This window comes from Streptomyces sp. NBC_01276, from assembly GCF_041435355.1.
Lineage (GTDB): Bacteria > Actinomycetota > Actinomycetes > Streptomycetales > Streptomycetaceae > Streptomyces.
In genome coordinates, this window is sequence record NZ_CP108442.1 from 1,917,385 (window position 1) to 1,933,912 (window position 16,528).

At 71.9% G+C, this 16,528-nt stretch carries 11 protein-coding genes; all 11 read right to left on the minus strand.

The annotated features are described in order from the left end of the window. Positions 1–17: 17 nt before the first annotated feature. Positions 18–3,002 (minus strand): BTAD domain-containing putative transcriptional regulator, encoded by a 2,985-nt coding sequence (locus tag OG295_RS07990; protein ID WP_371676254.1) that lies wholly within the window; start codon positions 3,000–3,002, stop codon positions 18–20. A 337-nt stretch (positions 3,003–3,339) separates the two neighbouring features. Then, on the minus strand, positions 3,340–4,134 hold the full coding sequence (locus OG295_RS07995; protein ID WP_371676255.1) for a neocarzinostatin apoprotein domain-containing protein: 795 nt from the start codon (positions 4,132–4,134) through the stop codon (positions 3,340–3,342). 100 nt (positions 4,135–4,234) lie between these two features. Further along, positions 4,235–5,590, minus strand: a complete 1,356-nt coding sequence (locus OG295_RS08000) for an amidohydrolase (protein ID WP_371676256.1) — start codon at positions 5,588–5,590, stop codon at positions 4,235–4,237. 20 nt (positions 5,591–5,610) lie between these two features. After that, complete coding sequence (locus tag OG295_RS08005; protein ID WP_371676257.1) at positions 5,611–6,219, minus strand: response regulator; 609 nt, start codon at positions 6,217–6,219, stop codon at positions 5,611–5,613. After that, positions 6,216–7,370: a sensor histidine kinase gene (locus tag OG295_RS08010; RefSeq protein ID WP_371676258.1), complete on the minus strand. Its 1,155-nt coding sequence runs from the start codon at positions 7,368–7,370 to the stop codon at positions 6,216–6,218. Before OG295_RS08010 ends, OG295_RS08005 begins: the two co-directional genes overlap by 4 nt. Positions 7,371–7,478: 108 nt before the next feature. Next, positions 7,479–8,294: an ABC transporter permease gene (locus OG295_RS08015; protein ID WP_214931779.1), complete on the minus strand. Its 816-nt coding sequence runs from the start codon at positions 8,292–8,294 to the stop codon at positions 7,479–7,481. Next, positions 8,291–9,211: an ATP-binding cassette domain-containing protein gene (locus OG295_RS08020; protein WP_371676259.1), complete on the minus strand. Its 921-nt coding sequence runs from the start codon at positions 9,209–9,211 to the stop codon at positions 8,291–8,293. Before OG295_RS08020 ends, OG295_RS08015 begins: the two co-directional genes overlap by 4 nt. 92 nt (positions 9,212–9,303) lie before the next feature. After that, positions 9,304–10,224 carry a thiopeptide-type bacteriocin biosynthesis protein gene (locus tag OG295_RS08025; RefSeq protein ID WP_371676260.1) on the minus strand — a complete coding sequence of 307 codons (921 nt, stop codon included), beginning with the start codon at positions 10,222–10,224 and terminating at the stop codon, positions 9,304–9,306. Beyond that, a complete protein-coding gene (locus tag OG295_RS08030) occupies positions 10,221–12,665 on the minus strand; it encodes a lantibiotic dehydratase (protein ID WP_371676261.1) in 2,445 nt (814 codons plus the stop codon). The genes OG295_RS08025 and OG295_RS08030 overlap by 4 nt, the downstream gene beginning before the upstream one ends. A 35-nt stretch (positions 12,666–12,700) precedes the next feature. Continuing rightward, entirely contained in the window at positions 12,701–14,233 is a 1,533-nt protein-coding gene (locus OG295_RS08035) for a SagB family peptide dehydrogenase (protein ID WP_371676262.1), read from the minus strand. Beyond that, complete coding sequence (locus OG295_RS08040; RefSeq protein ID WP_371676263.1) at positions 14,233–16,518, minus strand: TOMM precursor leader peptide-binding protein; 2,286 nt, start codon at positions 16,516–16,518, stop codon at positions 14,233–14,235. The genes OG295_RS08035 and OG295_RS08040 overlap by 1 nt, the downstream gene beginning before the upstream one ends. Positions 16,519–16,528 lie beyond the last annotated feature (10 nt).

A 16,528-nucleotide genomic window follows, 5' to 3' on the forward strand; every position in this document is an offset into this window, starting at 1 on the left:
GCCGGGTTATTGCACGCTTACGCGTTCTTCCCCGCACCCCCGGGCGCCGGCGCGCCGCCGGAACCCGGCCGGTCCAGCGCCCGCACCGCCTTCTCCTCCCACGGCGGGGCGCCGATGCCCTGGAAGATGCCGAGCGCGGCCCGCAGGTGCGCCTGCCCCTCCTCGTCGCGCCCGCTCCCCCGGTAGGCCTCGCCGAGCGCGAGCCGGATCTGTCCCTCGATCATCGGGCTCCGGGTGCGCCGGGCCGCCTCCAGGGCCTCCAGGAAGGTCCGCTCGGCCGCCTCGGCAGCGCCTGCCGAGTGCCGGGTCTGCGCCAGGCCCAGCAGCGCGTAGGCCTGCCCGAGCAGGTCGGACTTCTCCTCCACGATGCCCACCGCACGGGCGAAGGCCGCCTCGGCCTCCTCCAGCCTGCCCAGCTCCAGGTACGCGCTGGCCAGCCGGTACGCACCCTGCGCCAGGCTGCGGGAGACACCGCCCTGGATGGCCTCGGAGACCCGTACGGCGTCCAGGCCCAGCTCCACGGCGGCTTCCGGCTGGCCCTGGTCGAGGGCGAGCTGGGCCAGCCCGTTGAGCACGTAGGCCTCCGAGGCCCGGTCACCCGCCACGCGGAACACCGGGAGCGCCTCACCCAGCCGCTCCACGGCCCGGCCGTATTCCCCCCGGATCCGGTCGATGACCGCGAGGTTGCGCAGGACCAGGGCCCGGCCCACCGCGTCCTCGGCCCGCGCGTAGAGGTCGAGGGCCGTCTCGTGCCGCTCGGCGGACCGGTCGAGCAGCCGCAGCCGCAGGTCCAGGGCGCCGAGCTGCTGCTCCATCGCCGCCTCCCCGCGCAGGTTGTCCGCCCCGCGCGCCGCCTTCAGCGCGACTTCGCTGCACCGGCGCCAGTCCTCCAGGTAGTTCCGCGACTCGAACAGGACCGTCATCGAGGCGACCAGGTCCCAGGCGAGGTCGGACAGGCCCGTGCGGGCCGTCTGCTCGACCAGGGCGACCAGCGAGAGCCGCTCGGCCTCGTACCACTCCAACGGCGCCGCCAGGAGTTCCTCCAGCAGGACCGCGTCGATCTCCCGCCGGGGCACCTCGCTGTGCACGATGCCGTAGTCACCTCCGTACTCGCGCCGGTGCGCCTCCCCGGCGATGGTCAGGCAGGTCCGGAACACCCGGTCGCAGGCCGCCAGCCGGTCCTCCTCGCTCTCCTCCTCACGCGCCAGCTCGTCGGCGTAGAGCCGCATCAGGTTCTGGAAGCGGTAGCGCAGCTGCCCGGTGGCGTCGACGCCGACGACCTCCAGGAACTGGGCGTCCACGAGGTGCTCTATCAGCCGCTCGGCGTCGAGCACGTCCTGGTCCATCAGCGCCGCGCCGACCCACGCGGTGAAGTCCGGTACCGAGAGCAGCCCGAGGTAGCGGTAGAGCCGGGCCGCGTCCTTGTGCAGGTAGCGGTAGCTCAGCTCGAAGCTCGCCCGGACCTGGGACTCGCCCTGGCTGAGCTCGTCCAGCCGGCGCCGCCCGTCACTGAGCCGGGTCACCAGGTGCCGCACCGACCAGTGCGGCTTGGACGCCAGTCGGGCCGCGGCGATGCGCAGCGCCAGGGGCAGCCGGTCGCACAGCTCGACCAGCCGGGCCGAGTCCTCGGGTGCGGCCAGGATCCGGGCCTCCCCGACGATCCGGCCGAGCAGCTCGACGGACTCGTCCTCGGGAAGCACCCCGAGGTGGACCCGGGCCCGCGGGGGCCAGGTGACCAACTGCTCCAGCTGCTCCCGGCTCGTGACCAGGACGGTGCAGCCGCCGCTTCCCGGCAGCAGGGGCCGGATCTGTGCGAACGTGCGTACGTTGTCGAGCACCAGCAGCACCCGGCGTTCGGCCAGGACGCTGCGGTACAGCGCGATCCGGTCCTCCAGCCCGTTGGGCACCTCCTCGCTCTCCACCCCGAGGGAGCGCAGGAATCGGCTCAATATGTCCCCGGCGGTGGTCGGGGCGTGGTGCTCGTCATAACCGCGGAGGTCGGCGAACAGCCGCCCGTCCGGGTACTGTTCGGTAACCCGGTGCGCCCAGCGGACGGCGAGGCCGGTCTTGCCCACGCCCGCGACGCCCGTGATCAGCCCGACGGTGGGCGCGCGACTGTCCTCACCCTGCCCGTCCACCAGGGTGTCGAGGGCGATGAGTTCCTCCCTGCGTCCGGCGAAGCCGGGTACGTCGGGGGGCAGTTCGGAGGGCACGACGCGGTTGCGCGCCCCTAAGGCGTCGCCCGTCGCGTCGGCGCCGGCCGCGACAGGCGCCTCGTACGCCAGGGAGGGGTCGTCGCGCAGGATCGCGTCGTGCAGCTCCTGGAGCTCGGGACCCGGATCCATGCCCAGTTCGTCGATGAACTGGCGTCTCGCCTCCCGGAAGCTCTCCATCGCCTCGGCCCGCCGCCCGGATCTGTACTGGGCGAGGATGAAGTGGTAGCGGGTGCGTTCGCGCAGCGGGTGTTCCCGTACGGTAGCGGCCAGCTCCGGAAGCAGCAGCTGGTGCCGGCCGAGCTCCAGCTGGACGCTGGTCATCGCCTCGTAGGCGTTGATCCGGACTTCCTCCCAGCGGGCCGCCTCGTCCTCGACGAGCTGTCCGGTGACCCCGGCGAGCGCCGGTCCGCGCCACAGCGCCAGGGCCTCGGCGTAGCAGCGGGCCGCGTCGGCCGGACGGGCGTCGCGGACCGCGGTCTCGGCCTCGGCGACCAGCCCGGTGAAGGTGACCGTGTCCAGCGCGTGCCCCTCCGCACGCAGCAGGTACCCGGGGTGGGCGGTGACGATGACTTCCTCGGTCACGCCCTCGGTCTTGATGGCCTTGCGCAGGGCGGCGATGACGATGGCCACCTGCGTCCGCGCGGTGGCAGGAGGCCTGCCGTTCCAGACTACATCGACAAGTGTGTCAACTGGCACAATCCGCCCGGGACTCAGGAGCAGAAGGGCCAGAATCGTACGTTGCCGGGCACCTCCTACCAGAATCGGCCGCTCCCCCACGGTGGCCATAAGTGGACCAAGAATTCTGAAACTGAGCCGCTCACCCAATGGATCTCCCCCCGTCACCGACCGGGCCCGGCCAGCGGGAGCAGCCTACCTGTCTGTCGCTGACAGAAAAGATGCCTGACGCAAGCCAAGTGACTGATGAGACACCCTGACCGAAAGCTGATCGATCATCTCTGGATTGGCTGAAATTGACCCCTCGGAGCCATCCCGCCCTCCTCGCCAAGAGAACAATTTCAAGCCACACTCGACGAAACCGGAAGCTCCGCTTGACCCAGCACGGACAACGGCCCGGCTCCCACGAGTGGTCGCTCGTGGGAGCCGGGCCGTGCGCGGGGTGCCGTCAGTCGCGGGCCGGGGTCGGCGTCGGGGCGAAGCGGAGGGGGTGCTGCAGCGATTGCGGACCCCGGACCCGGGTCCCGAAGACCATCAGCTCGCACCCGGGCGCGACGCGGCAGTCGACCGCCCGGCCGTCGATGGTGTTGAACGCCGCCGAGACGAGGACCTCCTCGTCGAGCCTGCCCTGGTCCGTGGTGATCGGCGGACGGCCCCGGGCCCGGCAGCCGGCCTCCTCCGTGGCACCCGCGACGCACTCCATGACCGCCGAGTGGAACTGCGGCTCGTAGCCCCGCCCGGTGGCGTGCACGGACTGGCCGTCCACCAGCCCCTGGTCCGGGTCCACCCGGAACGTGGGCGCCGCCTCCGGTTCCCCGTGCGGCCGGAAGGCCAGCGGGACGGTGGTGAGGACGGCCCCGGTGATGTCGGTCAGCGCCAGCCGGCACGGATGGGCGGCGGTCGCGGTACGGCAGTCGAAGGTGCCGGCGCCGGTCGCGAGCTGCGCGTAGAGCTTCTTCGGGAACACCGGGAGCGTGCCGTCCGGAAGGACGCGGAACTGCCGGCCGGTGTCCGCGTCACAGGCACCGGCGACGGTGTCCGGGGCGCAGAGCTCGACCAGCACGTAGGCCTTGGCCGGCCCGCCCGTGACCGAGAACCCGACGATGTCCCCGTCGAGCAGCCCGCTCGTACGCTTCACGAGCAACCGCGGAGCCGCCGGCGCGGCCTGCGCGGTCCCCCCGAACCCCACCCCGGCCAACGCCAGCACCAGCGCGGCGCGGGCGAGTGACCCCCACAGCCTCATGCGTTCCCCCTCTGGTCGCCCTGTCCGGTCGCAGGCATCCTCCTGCCCGCGGCACCCCTCGACAAGGCCCAGAATTCGCCGCACGGCGGCCGCGCGCCCCCTACCGGTGGCCGGCCTCGGCCCCCTGCCGTCGCTCCACCGACGCGAGCGCCAGTACCGCGGCGGCCGCGGCGCTGATGCCGTGCCGCAAAGTGGCCTCCGCGGCCGGAGCGAAGTCCGCGGCGTGGTTGGCGGGCAGGGACTGCACCTTCTCCTGCGGTGAACCACCGGGAGCGGCGCGCCAGTCCGCGGCGCTCACACACCCGAGGAACCAGTACACGGTCGGGACGGCCGGGGTGGATCCGTGCGCGAAGAACGGAAAGTCCTCACCGGCCAGCATCGGCGGCGTGGACAGGACGCGCCGCGGGCCCAGCAGCGCCGTGTGGGCGGCGTGCACCCGCGCGGCAGCGGCCGGGTCGTTGATGTTCACGGGTGCCTTGGGTCCGACCGTGATGTCCGGGTCACGGGGGCATCCCGCCGCCGCAGATTCGGCCCGCACGATCCGCTCGACCGCCGCGACGGCCCGATCCAGTTGGTCATCGGAATAGCAGCGGATGCTGATGCCCAGCTCGGCACGGTCGGGAATGACATTGGGAACGGTCCCGGCGCGCAGGGCACCCACCGTGACGACCAGGGGTTCGAACGGGTTGTTCTCCCGGGAGACCACCGACTGCAGCCGCTGCACGGTGGCCGCGGCCGTCAGCACCGGATCGATGCTCAGGTGGGGCGCCGCGCCATGGCCGCCCCGGCCGTGGATGACCACCTCCACCACGGTGGTCGCCGCCGTCAGCGCACCGGGTCCATGGGCGACGACTCCGCACGGCAGGGGCGCGACGTGCTGTGCCAGGATCACGTCCGGGACACCGAACCGTTCGAACAGCCCGTCCTCCAGCATGGCGCCGGCACCGGTCAGCGTCTCCTCGGCGGGCTGCCCGATCACCATGAACGTCCCGGACCAGGTGTCGCGCGCGCGGCCCAACAGGGATGCCGCGCCGGCCGCACACGCGACATGGGCGTCGTGGCCGCAGGCGTGCGCCACCGGGACGGAGCGTCCGTCGTCCGTCGTCGCGGTCCGGGTGCTCGCGTACGGAAGTCCGGTGGACTCGGCGATCGGGAGGGCGTCCATGTCGGCGCGCAGCGCCACCAGCGGGCCTTCGCCGTTGCGGAGGACGCCCACCACGCCGTGACCGCCGACGCCTTGCGTCACCTCGCATCCGGCGTCCCTCAGCCATGCGGCGAAGCGCGCGGCGGTCTGCTCCTCCTGCCCCGACAGCTCGGGGGCCGCGTGCAGCTCCCGGTAGAGCTCGAGGGCCTGCGGCAGTACGCCGTCGAGGCCCGCCACCGTCGACCGGATCGCCTCATGGAGCGGGGCCGTGCCGGTGGTGGTGCTGGTGGTGCTGGTGCTGGTGCTGTCCATGTGTTCCCCCGTCGCAGCTGTCACAGCCAGCCGGCTTCTCTGGCCGCCCGGTGGGCGGCGACCCGGTTGTCCACGTCGAGTTTGCTCATGATCGAGGACATGTAGTTCCGCACGGTGCCCTCGGCCAGGCACAGCCGTCCCGCGATCTCTCCGAGCCTGAGCCCTTCGCCGGAGAGGGTGAGCACCTCGCGCTCACGTGTGCTGAGCGGACTGCCGCCGAGGGCCAGTGCGTCCGTGGCGATCTCCGGGTCGATGAACCGGCCGCCGCCGTGGACCTGGCGTACGACGTCGGCCAGCTTCGCGGCCGAGGTGTCCTTGGTGATGAAGCCGCGTACCCCCAGGCGCATGCTGCGCTGCAGGTACCCGGGGCGTCCGTGACTGGTGAGAATGACGATTCCGCAGTCGGGTGCTTCGGCCCGGACGGCCTCGGCCGCCTCCAGTCCGTTCATCACCGGCATGTCGAGGTCGAGGACGACCACGTCGGCGCCGGCCTCGCGTACCGCGGCCACGGCCTGGGCGCCGTCGGCCGCGACCGCGACCACGTTCATGTCCTCGGGCGCGGAGAGGATGACGGACAGCGAGTCGCGGATCAGCTGCTCGTTGTCCGCCACGACGATGCGGATCGTCACCTGTGGATCACCTCGGCTCCGGAATCGTGTCGCTTGCCCTCACCCAACGGCGCGTGCGCGAGCAGCGTGAACGTACCGTTGTGGACGCCCGTGGTCAGCTCGCCGCCGACGACGGCGAGGCGTTCCCGCAGACCGCGCAGTCCGCTGCCGCCCGTGCGGCCCTCGGACCCGGGGGCGATCGGGTTGTCGTTCGAGATCTCGATCATGAGTCGTCCGTCGTTCACCCTCAACTTGATGCGGCACTCCGTGGCCTTGCTGTGCCGCAGGATGTTCGTGACGCCCTCGCGGACGATCCAGCCCGTCACGTCCTGCACGTGCTGCGGGATGTCCGGGGGCACCTCGTCCGCTCGGCAGCCGATGCCCGCGGAGGAGAGGACGGAGCGCACACCGTCGAGTTCCGCCGCGATGGACTGCTGGCGGTACCCCCGGACCAGGGTGCGCAGATCGGAAGCCGATTCGCGCGAGATGCCGAGCGCGTCCCGGATCTCCCCCGCCGCCTTGTCCGGGTCGTTCCCGATGAGCAGGAGGGCCACCTCCATCTTCATGCCGATCACGGACAGGCCGTGGCCGAGCACATCGTGCAGGTCGCGTGAGAAGCGCAGCCTCTCTTCCACGACCGCCAGCCGGGCGAGTTCGGCGCGGTTGTCGTGCATCTCCCGGGCGAACGGGGGCAGCACCCCCAGCGTTCCGAGCACCATGACGGTGACGGCGCTCTTGACCAGCATGTCCACCAGTACGTCGGCGGGCACGGCCAGCATCAGCCCGGCCAGAGCGGTGCCGGCGAGGATCAGCGGTACGACCCAGCCCCACCTCCGCGGGGTGAGGCTCACCACGGCCGCTCCGGCGGCCAGGCAGGGCAGTGCGCCCCAGGCCGGCCCGAGGGCCAGCAGCATGGCGAAGGAGACGCTGGCACACACCGCGAGGTCCGCCTGGTGCCGGTTGCGCCCCCTGCCGCGGGCCACGGCGTCCCACACCGTGCGGGCGTAGCCGAACCCGAAGGCCACGGAGCCCAGTACGGCGGCGACGACCTGGCCGGGGGGCGGCCGGTGGGCCAGCCACAGGGCCATGGCCTCAAGGAGGAAGACCGTTGCCGTCAGCAGGATCAGCCAGGCGACGGCGCGGGCGACCGTGGTGGGCGTGCGCCCGTGCATCTGCCACCGCCTCATCGTTCTCCATGTGCTGCAGGGCGACTGTATCCGAGCTCGATCAACCGCAGGCCCCCCGTCCGGCCTGCCGTACCCGGGCCGGCCGGACGGGACTCAGGCGGACCGGCGGGGATCCCAGCGGAAGAACCGCTTGCCCATCGAGAACGACAGGCCCATCCACGCGCAGAGCAGGCCGATGGGCGCGGCGCAGGCCTGGAAGGACGCGACGAAGCCGACGGTGGCGAGGTGGCCCGACGCTGCCGGGTCGCTGGCGAAGTCCCGGCCCAGGTAGGCGGTCCTGACGATCTCGACGACCGGACTGGAGGGCAGATACGGCGCGATGTGCTGCGCCCAGCCCGGGAGGCTCGAAATGGGCATGGCGATGCCGGAGGTCATCATCATGAGCAGGATGACCGGGGTGACGATCCAGGTGGAGACCTCCCCGCTGGGCAACAGCCCGGAGAGACCGATGGCCAGCAGGGAGAAGGCCAGCGCCCCGAGCACGATGCCGACGAGCAGCAGCAGGGGATTGCGGGGCATGGGCGCGTCGATCGCAACCACCCCGGCGACGACCAGGATGGCGACCTGGATCAGGCTGGTGACGCTGCCGCTGGCCGCTTCGCCGGCCAGAATGGCCGTATCCGGCAGCGGGGTGCCGCGCAGCCTTTTGTAAACCAGCCGGTCCCGGCGGGACGCGGCCGAGTTGATGACGTTGTACACGATCCACAGCAGGACGAAGCCGATGAAGCCGGGAAGCAGGTACACCCCCGAGTCGAAACCTGCGATCTCCCCCTCACCGTGCTGGCTCACGGTGTACGCCAGGCTCAGGCCGAGCGGGAGCAGCGCGCCGGTCAGGGCGAAGCCCAGGTCCCGCCAGTAGACGCGCTGGGAGAGGAGGAACTGCGAGTAGGTGAAGCGGAACCAGCTCATGCCTGGACCTTTCCGGAAGCCGCGACATCGAGAAACACGTCTTCCAGTGATGCCGTGCGCACTTCGAGGCCGCGCAGGGCCGCACCGTTGCCGTCGGCCCAGTTCAGCAAGTGCAGCAGGACGGGTTGCGGATCGGCGGTGATCAGAGTGATCCGGCCGTCGGCCTCCCGGATCTCGGCGCCGGGGAGGGGCGGCAGCGTCTGGGCGCTCACGCCCGGTGAGACGGCCAGTGAGATCCGGGCGTTGGACTCCCGGGCCACGACGTCCGAGACGGGACCGTGCCGGACGATGCGGCCGTGGTCCATGATGGCGACGCGGTCGGCCAGGAACTCGGCCTCCTCCATGTAGTGCGTCGTCAGCAGCATCGTCATGCCGTTGTCGACCATCTCCTTGAGGAAGCGCCAGGTCTGGCGCCGCGACTCCGGATCGAGCCCGGTGGTGGGTTCGTCGAGGAAGAGCAGCTTGGGCCGTCCCAGCACGGCGAGCGTGAGGTCGAGCCTGCGCTTCTCGCCGCCGGAGAGTCGCCCGACAGGGGTCTTCGCCTTGGACTCCAGGCCTACGATCCTCAGCGCTTCGTCGGTGTCGACGGCGTTCGGTGTGAAGCGGCGCCAGGCACGGATGGTCTCCAGGACGGTGAGGTCGCCGAAGAATCCCGCTTCCTGGAGCATGATGCCGATGTCGGAGGCTATCCGGGCCCGCTCCGTGAGGGGGTTGGCTCCGAACACCGACACCGATCCGCCGGTGGGCTTGAGGTAGCCCTCCAGCACGTCCAGGGTGGTCGTCTTGCCCGCGCCGTTGGTCCCGAGCAGGGCCACCACCTCGCCGGGGTACACCTGGAACGAGATGCCGTCGACGGCAGTCGTCCCGCCGTAGTCCAGCCGCAGTTCACTGACGTCGATGACGGGGTGTTCGCTCATGGGAAGACCTTAGGAATCACGGCGTGCCGCCTGCCAGGGCAGAGCCTCACGGGTTGCGGATGGAGTTCGCGTGGGGCCGGGCATGACCTTTGTCATGCGGCGGGGCCGGGAAGCGGGAGCGGCTCGCGATCACGGGCCGCGGCCGGATCCACGGTGGCGGCGGCCCGCGGCTTCCGCAGTCCCTCCAGCCACAGGAGCCGCGCGATCTGCATCTCCTCGCCGGGCACGACCCCCAGGCGGTTGTTCATCAGGTGGATGTGGTGGAACGCGGTCAGGTAGTCGGGGCGGGGGAGCCCCGCCCGCCGCACCCGGAGCCAGAACTCGTCCGCGTACCCGGTCAACGCCTCTCGCAGAGCGGGCACTTGCAGCACCTGGTCGATCTGTGTGCGCAGTACGGCGGTACGCCGGATCGCCACGGGGTCGCCCGGCGAGAGCCCGGGGAGCGTACGGCCGAACGGCGCGTCGAGCCGGCCGCGCCCGGACCAGTACCACGCGTACTGGTGCAGGAAAGAGGTACGCGTCGCGGCGGGCAGCCGGGCGACCATCAACTCGGTGTGGGCCGCCGCGAGGGAGGTGCGCAACGGACGCAGCCGCGGGCTGGAGCAGACCAGCGCCGCCTCGCTGCCGCACTGCATCAGACGCTCGGCCAGCGCCACCCCGGCGGGGCCGCCGAACTTGCCGTGCTCCGGCTCGTAGAGGCGCTTGGTGACCATACGGTGGGCGGCCAGCGGTCCGCGCGGTCCGTCCGCGGCGGCGAGGACGTCCAGCGCCCGACGGAAGTCCTGGTCCAGCTCCCTTTCGTATCGGGCCAGTCGATCGGGCGTGCCCCTCAGCCGCAGGCGCAGCTGGAGACCGATCAGGTCGACGTACTGGAGGAAGAACCAGCGCAGTGCGGGGTCCTCGGCGGTGAAGCGGCGCACGGCCGGGCCGACCACCTGTTCCACCAGGTCACGTATCTCGGCGATGCTCGCCACGTACACCCGGTAGTAGAGCCATTCCTGCTGATCACTCACTGGCCGTCCTGCCTCAGCATCGCGATGAATTCGGTCGCCGCCGCGGGGTGGTGCGGGTCGGCCGCCCAGTGCCCGTCGCGGGCGGGCAGCGCCTCGGTGATCTCCACCGAGGCGGTGGCGTCGTCGATCTGCCGAAAGGCCGCCCACACGGCGTGCGGGTGGTCGAAGCCGACCCACTGGGGCTTGTGGTGGATGCCCTCGTGATCGGTGACGCGGGAGAGGAAGACCTCGTCCGGCAGGCCCAGTCGGGCGCGCCAGCGCTCCACCTCCAGCAGGAAGTCCACCGGTGACCGGCCCCGGCCCGGGCGGGGCAGTTCGCCGGGGGCCACCAGCCACGACGCCCGGCGCATGACGATCCGGCCCCGCTGGAGGCGCGGCCGGTAGGACGAGGGCGCTCCGGCACCACCGGCACCGTCGGTGTCGCCGGTGTCGCCGGTGTCGAGGACCCAGGGGTCGCTCAGCGTCGCCAGCAGGCGGTCCACCCCGTGGAGCGAGGCCACCGGGACGGCCCCCAGGTAGGCGAACGCCGCCGGATCCGCACGGGCGTCCCGGACCTGGAACGTGTGCGTGACGGGATCGTGGGCCAGGGTGAATCCCCGCAGGTCCTGTGTCCCGCCGTCGGCCTCGGCCAGTTCGGGTCCCCACCCGACGCGCGGCAGTCCGCGCAGAGCGGGGCGCTGGAACTCGATCCAGTCCGCGTGCGCGGACATCTGGTACACCCGGCAGCCGGGATGGAGATCACTCAGCCACCGCGTCAGTGCGTCGTCGATCCCGCTGCGCAGGGCGGGGATCGCCGCCCATCGGCCGACCATGCCGGGGAAGCCGCTGTGGACCCGGTTGACCACCAGGAGGTGGTCACCCCTCTCCACCTGCTCGGCCGATCCCGCGGCCACCTGGAAGAAGACGACGTGGCTCGGCCGGCTCAGCGTCCGGTCACCGCGCATCTGCCCCTCCGTCGGCACGGCGCCGACCGGCAGGCCGGGCACCGGCTGCCACGTCGTCGCCGGAGCGGCGGCCAGGAACCGGTAGCAGAAGGAGAGCAGGTCGGACGTTCCGCCCGTGCCGTACCACCGTGTGAAGTGGCCGAGCATCCTGTCGTACAGGGCCGCACGCCGGATCGACGGCGTGAGCGCCGAGGCGGCGGTGTGCAGATCCGCCCTTACGGCTTCGCCCAGCCTCGGGCTCGCAAGCGGGTCATGGGCGACTGCCTCGTGCACAAGCCCCGCACCGGCCAGCCAGTCGGGCGGCCGACGGTCCTGGGCACGGCAGGCCTCCACCAGGGTGGTACGGGCCCGGGTGACCGCCCGGGCGCGCTCCCCCGCGTCGGCGTCACCTGCCACGAGCTCCTCCGCCCGGGCCAGGGCCCGGACCGCCTCCGCGACCGGTCCGGGCGCCTGCCCGGTGGTGCGTCCCAGCGCGGTGAAGTGGCGGCCCTCGCCGGCACTCCACGGGGTGACCGGGAGGAGCACGCCCATGGCCACCAGCCGCCGCACGGAGGCGGCGTCCGCCCCGAACTCCTCAAGGGCCGCGATGGCCTCGGCGACGGATACCGGGCCGGCGGGCAGGGCACTCAGCCTCCCCCGTACCTCGACCACATCGGTGATCTCGTCCGCACGCAGGTAGACCCCGCCCGCGTGGCAGTACAGCGGGAGGGCGGCGAGTTCACTTCCGCCGACGGCCCGCACGCTCGGGTTGGCGAGCAGCCGCAGACCCGCGGGCGCGTCCGGGTGACCGACCCAGGAGCGCAGCAGATCCAGCGCCGCCGCCCGGGAGGAGGAGACCACCCGGGCGGGGAGCGACGGGTACGCCGCCGCCTGGCCGCCGTGCCACTCGGCCACACCGACGGTGGTCAAGGTGCCGAACGGGCTGGGCTTGACGGCGGCGCGCGACAGATACGCCGCGGCGCTGCGTGCCAGCCGGGAATCCCACGCGGGAGCCCTGCCGGCACGGTGCCCCAAGAGCTCAAGGGTGAAGGAGGGGCTGGCCAGCGAGAGGCCGCGCGCGATCCGCTCCTCCCGCAGCAGGCCCGTCATGGCGGTCCCGGCGTCCGCGATCTCCTTGTCCGCCACCCGCTCGGCCCGTGCCACCAGTGCGGCCCGCTCCCGGACCGCCGCGCACCACAGCTCCAGCCGGTCTCGGGCCTCGCCGTCGAGCCAGGGGGCGACCAGCGCGGCCGCCTGCTCCGTCGCCCCGGTCAGCCGCAGGTTGTGCACGTCGCGGCGCAAGCGCAGCGCGCCCCTGCGGACCGCCCGGTCGAGCCCGTCGGTCGGCACCAGCCGGTGCAGATCGTCGGCCACGGCCTCGGTGATCCGTTCGGCGCGGTCCTCGCGGTCCAACGCCTTGCGCACCAGGGAGAGCGTCTCCTCGGCCCGCAGTGCCTCCAACGCCCTCACCGGCAGTCCGCAGACCCGGGACACCACAATCGGCGCACTGTCCACCATGACGGAGTTCCCTCGCTCTCGATTCCGTGCCCTGCTCAAGGGAGCAGGTGCCGCACTTCCTGCTGCCACTGCGGGTCGTTGCCCGGACGCCAGTCGGCGGCGTGACGAGCGCTCTCCCCGAGCGGCCTGATCTGCGGCGCGCTGCCCAGCAGGAACTCGCCGACGGCCGACTCCTTGAGGGGATCGAGTCCGAAGGCGCGCTCGGCCAGCTCGGAGTTCCCGCTGCCGAGTCCGCAGGCGGCGAGCCCCATGGCGGTGGCCACCAGGTACAGCGTCTGGTAGAGGACACCGGCGTGCTTGAGCGTCACGGCGTAGGCGATGGACTGGTACTTCCACGAGAGCCGCTGGAACCTCGACGTCATCGTGATGAGCACGTCCGGGACCGCCTCGCCTCCGGTGGAGAGGGATCCGACGTCGAGCAGGTTCTGCCGCAGGCCCGGGTCGGCGTTCACCAGACGCAGGCAGTGGTCCAGCGCGTCGTAGTGGTAGATGCCCGGCTCGATGCCCTCGCAGCGCCTGATGGTCAGGTACAGCTCCAGCTCGTAGGCCGCCCCGCCGCACGGATAGGGCCTGGTCGAGCCGGCGTACGGCATCTTCTGGTCCGGACGCGGCCCGTAGGTGCCGCGGACGCGCGCCGTCCGGTAGAGGAATTCGCCGAGCTGCCGCGCGTCGAGCGGGCGCTCACCGTAACTGCGGATCGACTGCCGGCCTTCCATCACGGCCAGGAGGCTCGGGTCGTTGGCGAGGACGTCGGTGAGCAGTGGACGGAACAGCGGGATCGGCTCGCCCGGCGGGGCCGGCTTGACCGGCGGCAGCGGTTCGATCGTGCCGACGTACGGGAAGCGGCCGCCGTACGGTTCGTCGGTGCGGCCGAGGCGGCTGCGCGAGTGGAAGTACAGGTCGTGGAAGTCCCACTGGCGCAGCACCTCGTCGTCGTCGGCGGCGAAGACCGGCGAACCGTCCCGGTGCGTCCCCAGGTCGGCGAAGCCCGCTCCGACCAGGTGCCCGAGCACGGCGGCGACGGCCTCGGCCGGCAGCTCCCCGGAGGCCAGCTCCCGGGCGGTCGCCGTCTCGCCCAGGGCGGAGGCGACCGCGGCCGCCTCGGCCGACCTGAGCACGCAGCGGTAGGCGGTCAACGGTGTCTCCACCACCAGCGCGCCCTCGCGCCGGCGCAGCAACGCGAACTTCGACAGCCGGACCGGGGCGTCCAGGGGGACGTCGACGACCTCGTACGGTTCGGCGGGGGCGGTGGCCTCCACCGCCATCAGCTCCACGTCCCGGTACATCAGGGAGCGGGCCAGGAACGGCGAGATCCGCTCCAGCACGCGGGTGAGCTGGCGCTCCTCGTGCGTGTCGAGACCGGCGGCGAGCCGGTCGGTCGGCACGGCGTGGCGGGCGAGCCGCTCGAGCACTCCCAGGATCCCGGGGGTGACCCCGCGCAGCCGGTACCCGGTCTGGTTGCGCAGCGACAGCAGCACCGTGGAGTCACGGTTCTCGCAGAGGACGCCCTGGCGCAGGGCCGTGGCCTCGGTGAGCGGGCCGTGCGGGATCACATCCGTGTTGGTCATCAGAGGAACATCGCAATCGGGTTGAGGTCGTCTTCGGTGGGCTTGCGGTCGAGCCAGCCCAGTTCGACCGGTACGTCGTAGAGGCGGCCGGGCGCGTAGCGGGGCCAGAAGTGACGCATCCCCGGCACGATGACCCGGGCCACCGGCAGGCCGATGTCCACCCGTGTCTGGTCCAGGACGAGCATTTCCATGCCCTTGTCCTCGACGGCACGCTGCGCGCGCAGTACGTCCTCGCGCAGGTCCGTCGAGTGGTGCTCGGTGTAGTCGGCGGCGGTCCGTACGACCCCGTCGGCCGGCCGCATGTACGGCTGGTTCTCCACGGTCGCGGTCTTCCACCACTTCAGCTGGTCCGGGTCGTTGTAGGCGTAGGTACCGGAGCCGTCCGCACCCATGCCGATCACGGCGGGCAGGAACTGGTTCATCTCGGACAGCGCACGCCCGATGGCGATCTTGATGTCGAAGTGCGAACCGAGCGCGAAGAGGACGTCCTGCACCGGCTTGTCCGTGCGACGGGACACGGCGACGACCGACGGGATGCCCAGGTCGTTGGTGACGTCCAGCACCCACGTCTCGCGGCCGAGCGAACGGTAGCGGTCCTGCCACTTGCGGAAGTACGGGTCGTCGAAGCTGTCCAGGTCGATCCGGGGCATCCGCAGCCGGTGGTACCACCACATGGCGACGCTGTCCCGCTCGACGAGTTCGAAGAAGCCCTGCAGGATCGCGTCCTCCAGGGTCGTGCCGGCCGCGCACCCGTTGGAGTTGGCGCCCGCGTTGAAGCGCACCGCCTCGCCGGAGCTGGAGTACGAGAAGTACAGCGCCGAGGTCGGCAGGTACTTGTGGCGCTGTTCGGTCAGCGACCAGACCGGCGACCAGTCCACCGGCTCGGCGGGGTCCATCCGCGGCGACACCCAGTGGAAGTGCGAGGGCCGCGCGTTCCACTCGAGCCGGTCCGCGAACTGCCGGTCGCTGTACTGGTGGAGCAGGTTGGGCTCGATGGCCCGGTCGGCGCCGAGCTCCTCGTACGAGCTGGTGATGCGCGCCTCGTCCCGGTGGTACACCCCGGAGTACCGCTCGATCGCCTCGCCGAGGGCACTCGCCCTGGCCTGTACGTCGCTGATGCCCTTGCCGGAACTGGCGCTGCGCAGTCCGGCACGCAGGTCGGCGGCGTTGGCCATCGGCACGGCGAAGTTCTGTCCCGCCGTGTACGTGTGGAGCCCTTCGACGTCCAGCGGAACCTTGACCAGGCTGCTCACCGGGCCGCTGATCGGGCTGACCAGGTGCTGGAAGGTGTCGAGGAACTCCTGCGGGTCCTTGGCACGGTGGCCGCCGTCCGATGCCACGGCCTTGACCTGGCTGGACAGTTCCACCGGGCCCCGCTGCCGCTTCGCCTGGAGGTCCGGGTCGCCACAGGCCGGGCACTGCGGGCGCCGGGTGACCGGGTGCTGCTCGGTGCGCAGGGTCAGCGTGTCGAGGGACGTGACCTGGTCGCGGGGGACGTCCGTGCCGGGCAGGGCACCGCCGACGGCCCCGGCGAGCCACTTCGCGGCTTCGAGGGCGGCCAGTTGGGCGGCGACCCCCACGGTGGCCGGCACATCGGTCACCGAGTTCACCAGGACGTCGGTGAGGACGCCGCGCTGGCGGAGGTACGAGGTCAGCATGTGCTTGTTGGCCAGCCGTATGCGCAGGCACTCGTAACACGCGCTGACGCCGGGCTGGAAGACCGGCCCCAGCCACACCGTCGCCCCGACCGGCTTCACCAGCAGCCACGGCTTGCCGCCGGCGAGAGCCCGGCGGTTGATGTCGTCCAGTTCCGGCCGCAGGTAGTCGTCGGTCAGCACGACCGTCAGTGCGCTGTCCGGTGCGTCCGCGAGACGGATGCCGAAGGCCTCGGCCGCGTCGGTGAACCACTGGGCCCGTACGTCGCCGAGAGCCACTACGTCCACACCGGCGTTCTGCACCGTACGCACGGCCTCGTCGCCGTTCACGCCGAGCAGCTCCCAGTAGCCCCCGGCGCGCGGGTCGACCGAGGCGTCGCTCTCCACGACGTGTCCGGCGGCGATGAGCTTGTCCAGGGCGCGCCCGACCCGCTCGGGCGAGAACTCGCCCGAGAGCCGGTCCGCGATCTCCTCGCGGGTGTGGCCGCCCTGCAGCAGCGGGGCCATGAGCTCGATCATCCGGCCTTCCAGCCGGAGCTGGCCGGACCGCTCGGTGGTGAGGTAGACGCCGTCCCCTGCCACGGTCGTGCTGCGCACGTACCTCTTGAACCGGGTTGTGGTGCTGGTCATGGTGCGGTTG

Coding starts and splice junctions, on each gene's coding strand:
- OG295_RS07990 (WP_371676254.1), bottom strand. CDS start 3,002: ATGGCCACCGTGGGGGAGCGGCCGATTCTGGTAGGAGGTGCCCGGCAA.
- OG295_RS07995 (WP_371676255.1), bottom strand. CDS start 4,134: ATGAGGCTGTGGGGGTCACTCGCCCGCGCCGCGCTGGTGCTGGCGTTG.
- OG295_RS08000 (WP_371676256.1), bottom strand. CDS start 5,590: ATGGACAGCACCAGCACCAGCACCACCAGCACCACCACCGGCACGGCC.
- OG295_RS08010 (WP_371676258.1), bottom strand. CDS start 7,370: ATGCACGGGCGCACGCCCACCACGGTCGCCCGCGCCGTCGCCTGGCTG.
- OG295_RS08015 (WP_214931779.1), bottom strand. CDS start 8,294: ATGAGCTGGTTCCGCTTCACCTACTCGCAGTTCCTCCTCTCCCAGCGC.
- OG295_RS08020 (WP_371676259.1), bottom strand. CDS start 9,211: ATGAGCGAACACCCCGTCATCGACGTCAGTGAACTGCGGCTGGACTAC.
- OG295_RS08030 (WP_371676261.1), bottom strand. CDS start 12,665: ATGGTGGACAGTGCGCCGATTGTGGTGTCCCGGGTCTGCGGACTGCCG.
- OG295_RS08035 (WP_371676262.1), bottom strand. CDS start 14,233: ATGACCAACACGGATGTGATCCCGCACGGCCCGCTCACCGAGGCCACG.
- OG295_RS08040 (WP_371676263.1), bottom strand. CDS start 16,518: ATGACCAGCACCACAACCCGGTTCAAGAGGTACGTGCGCAGCACGACC.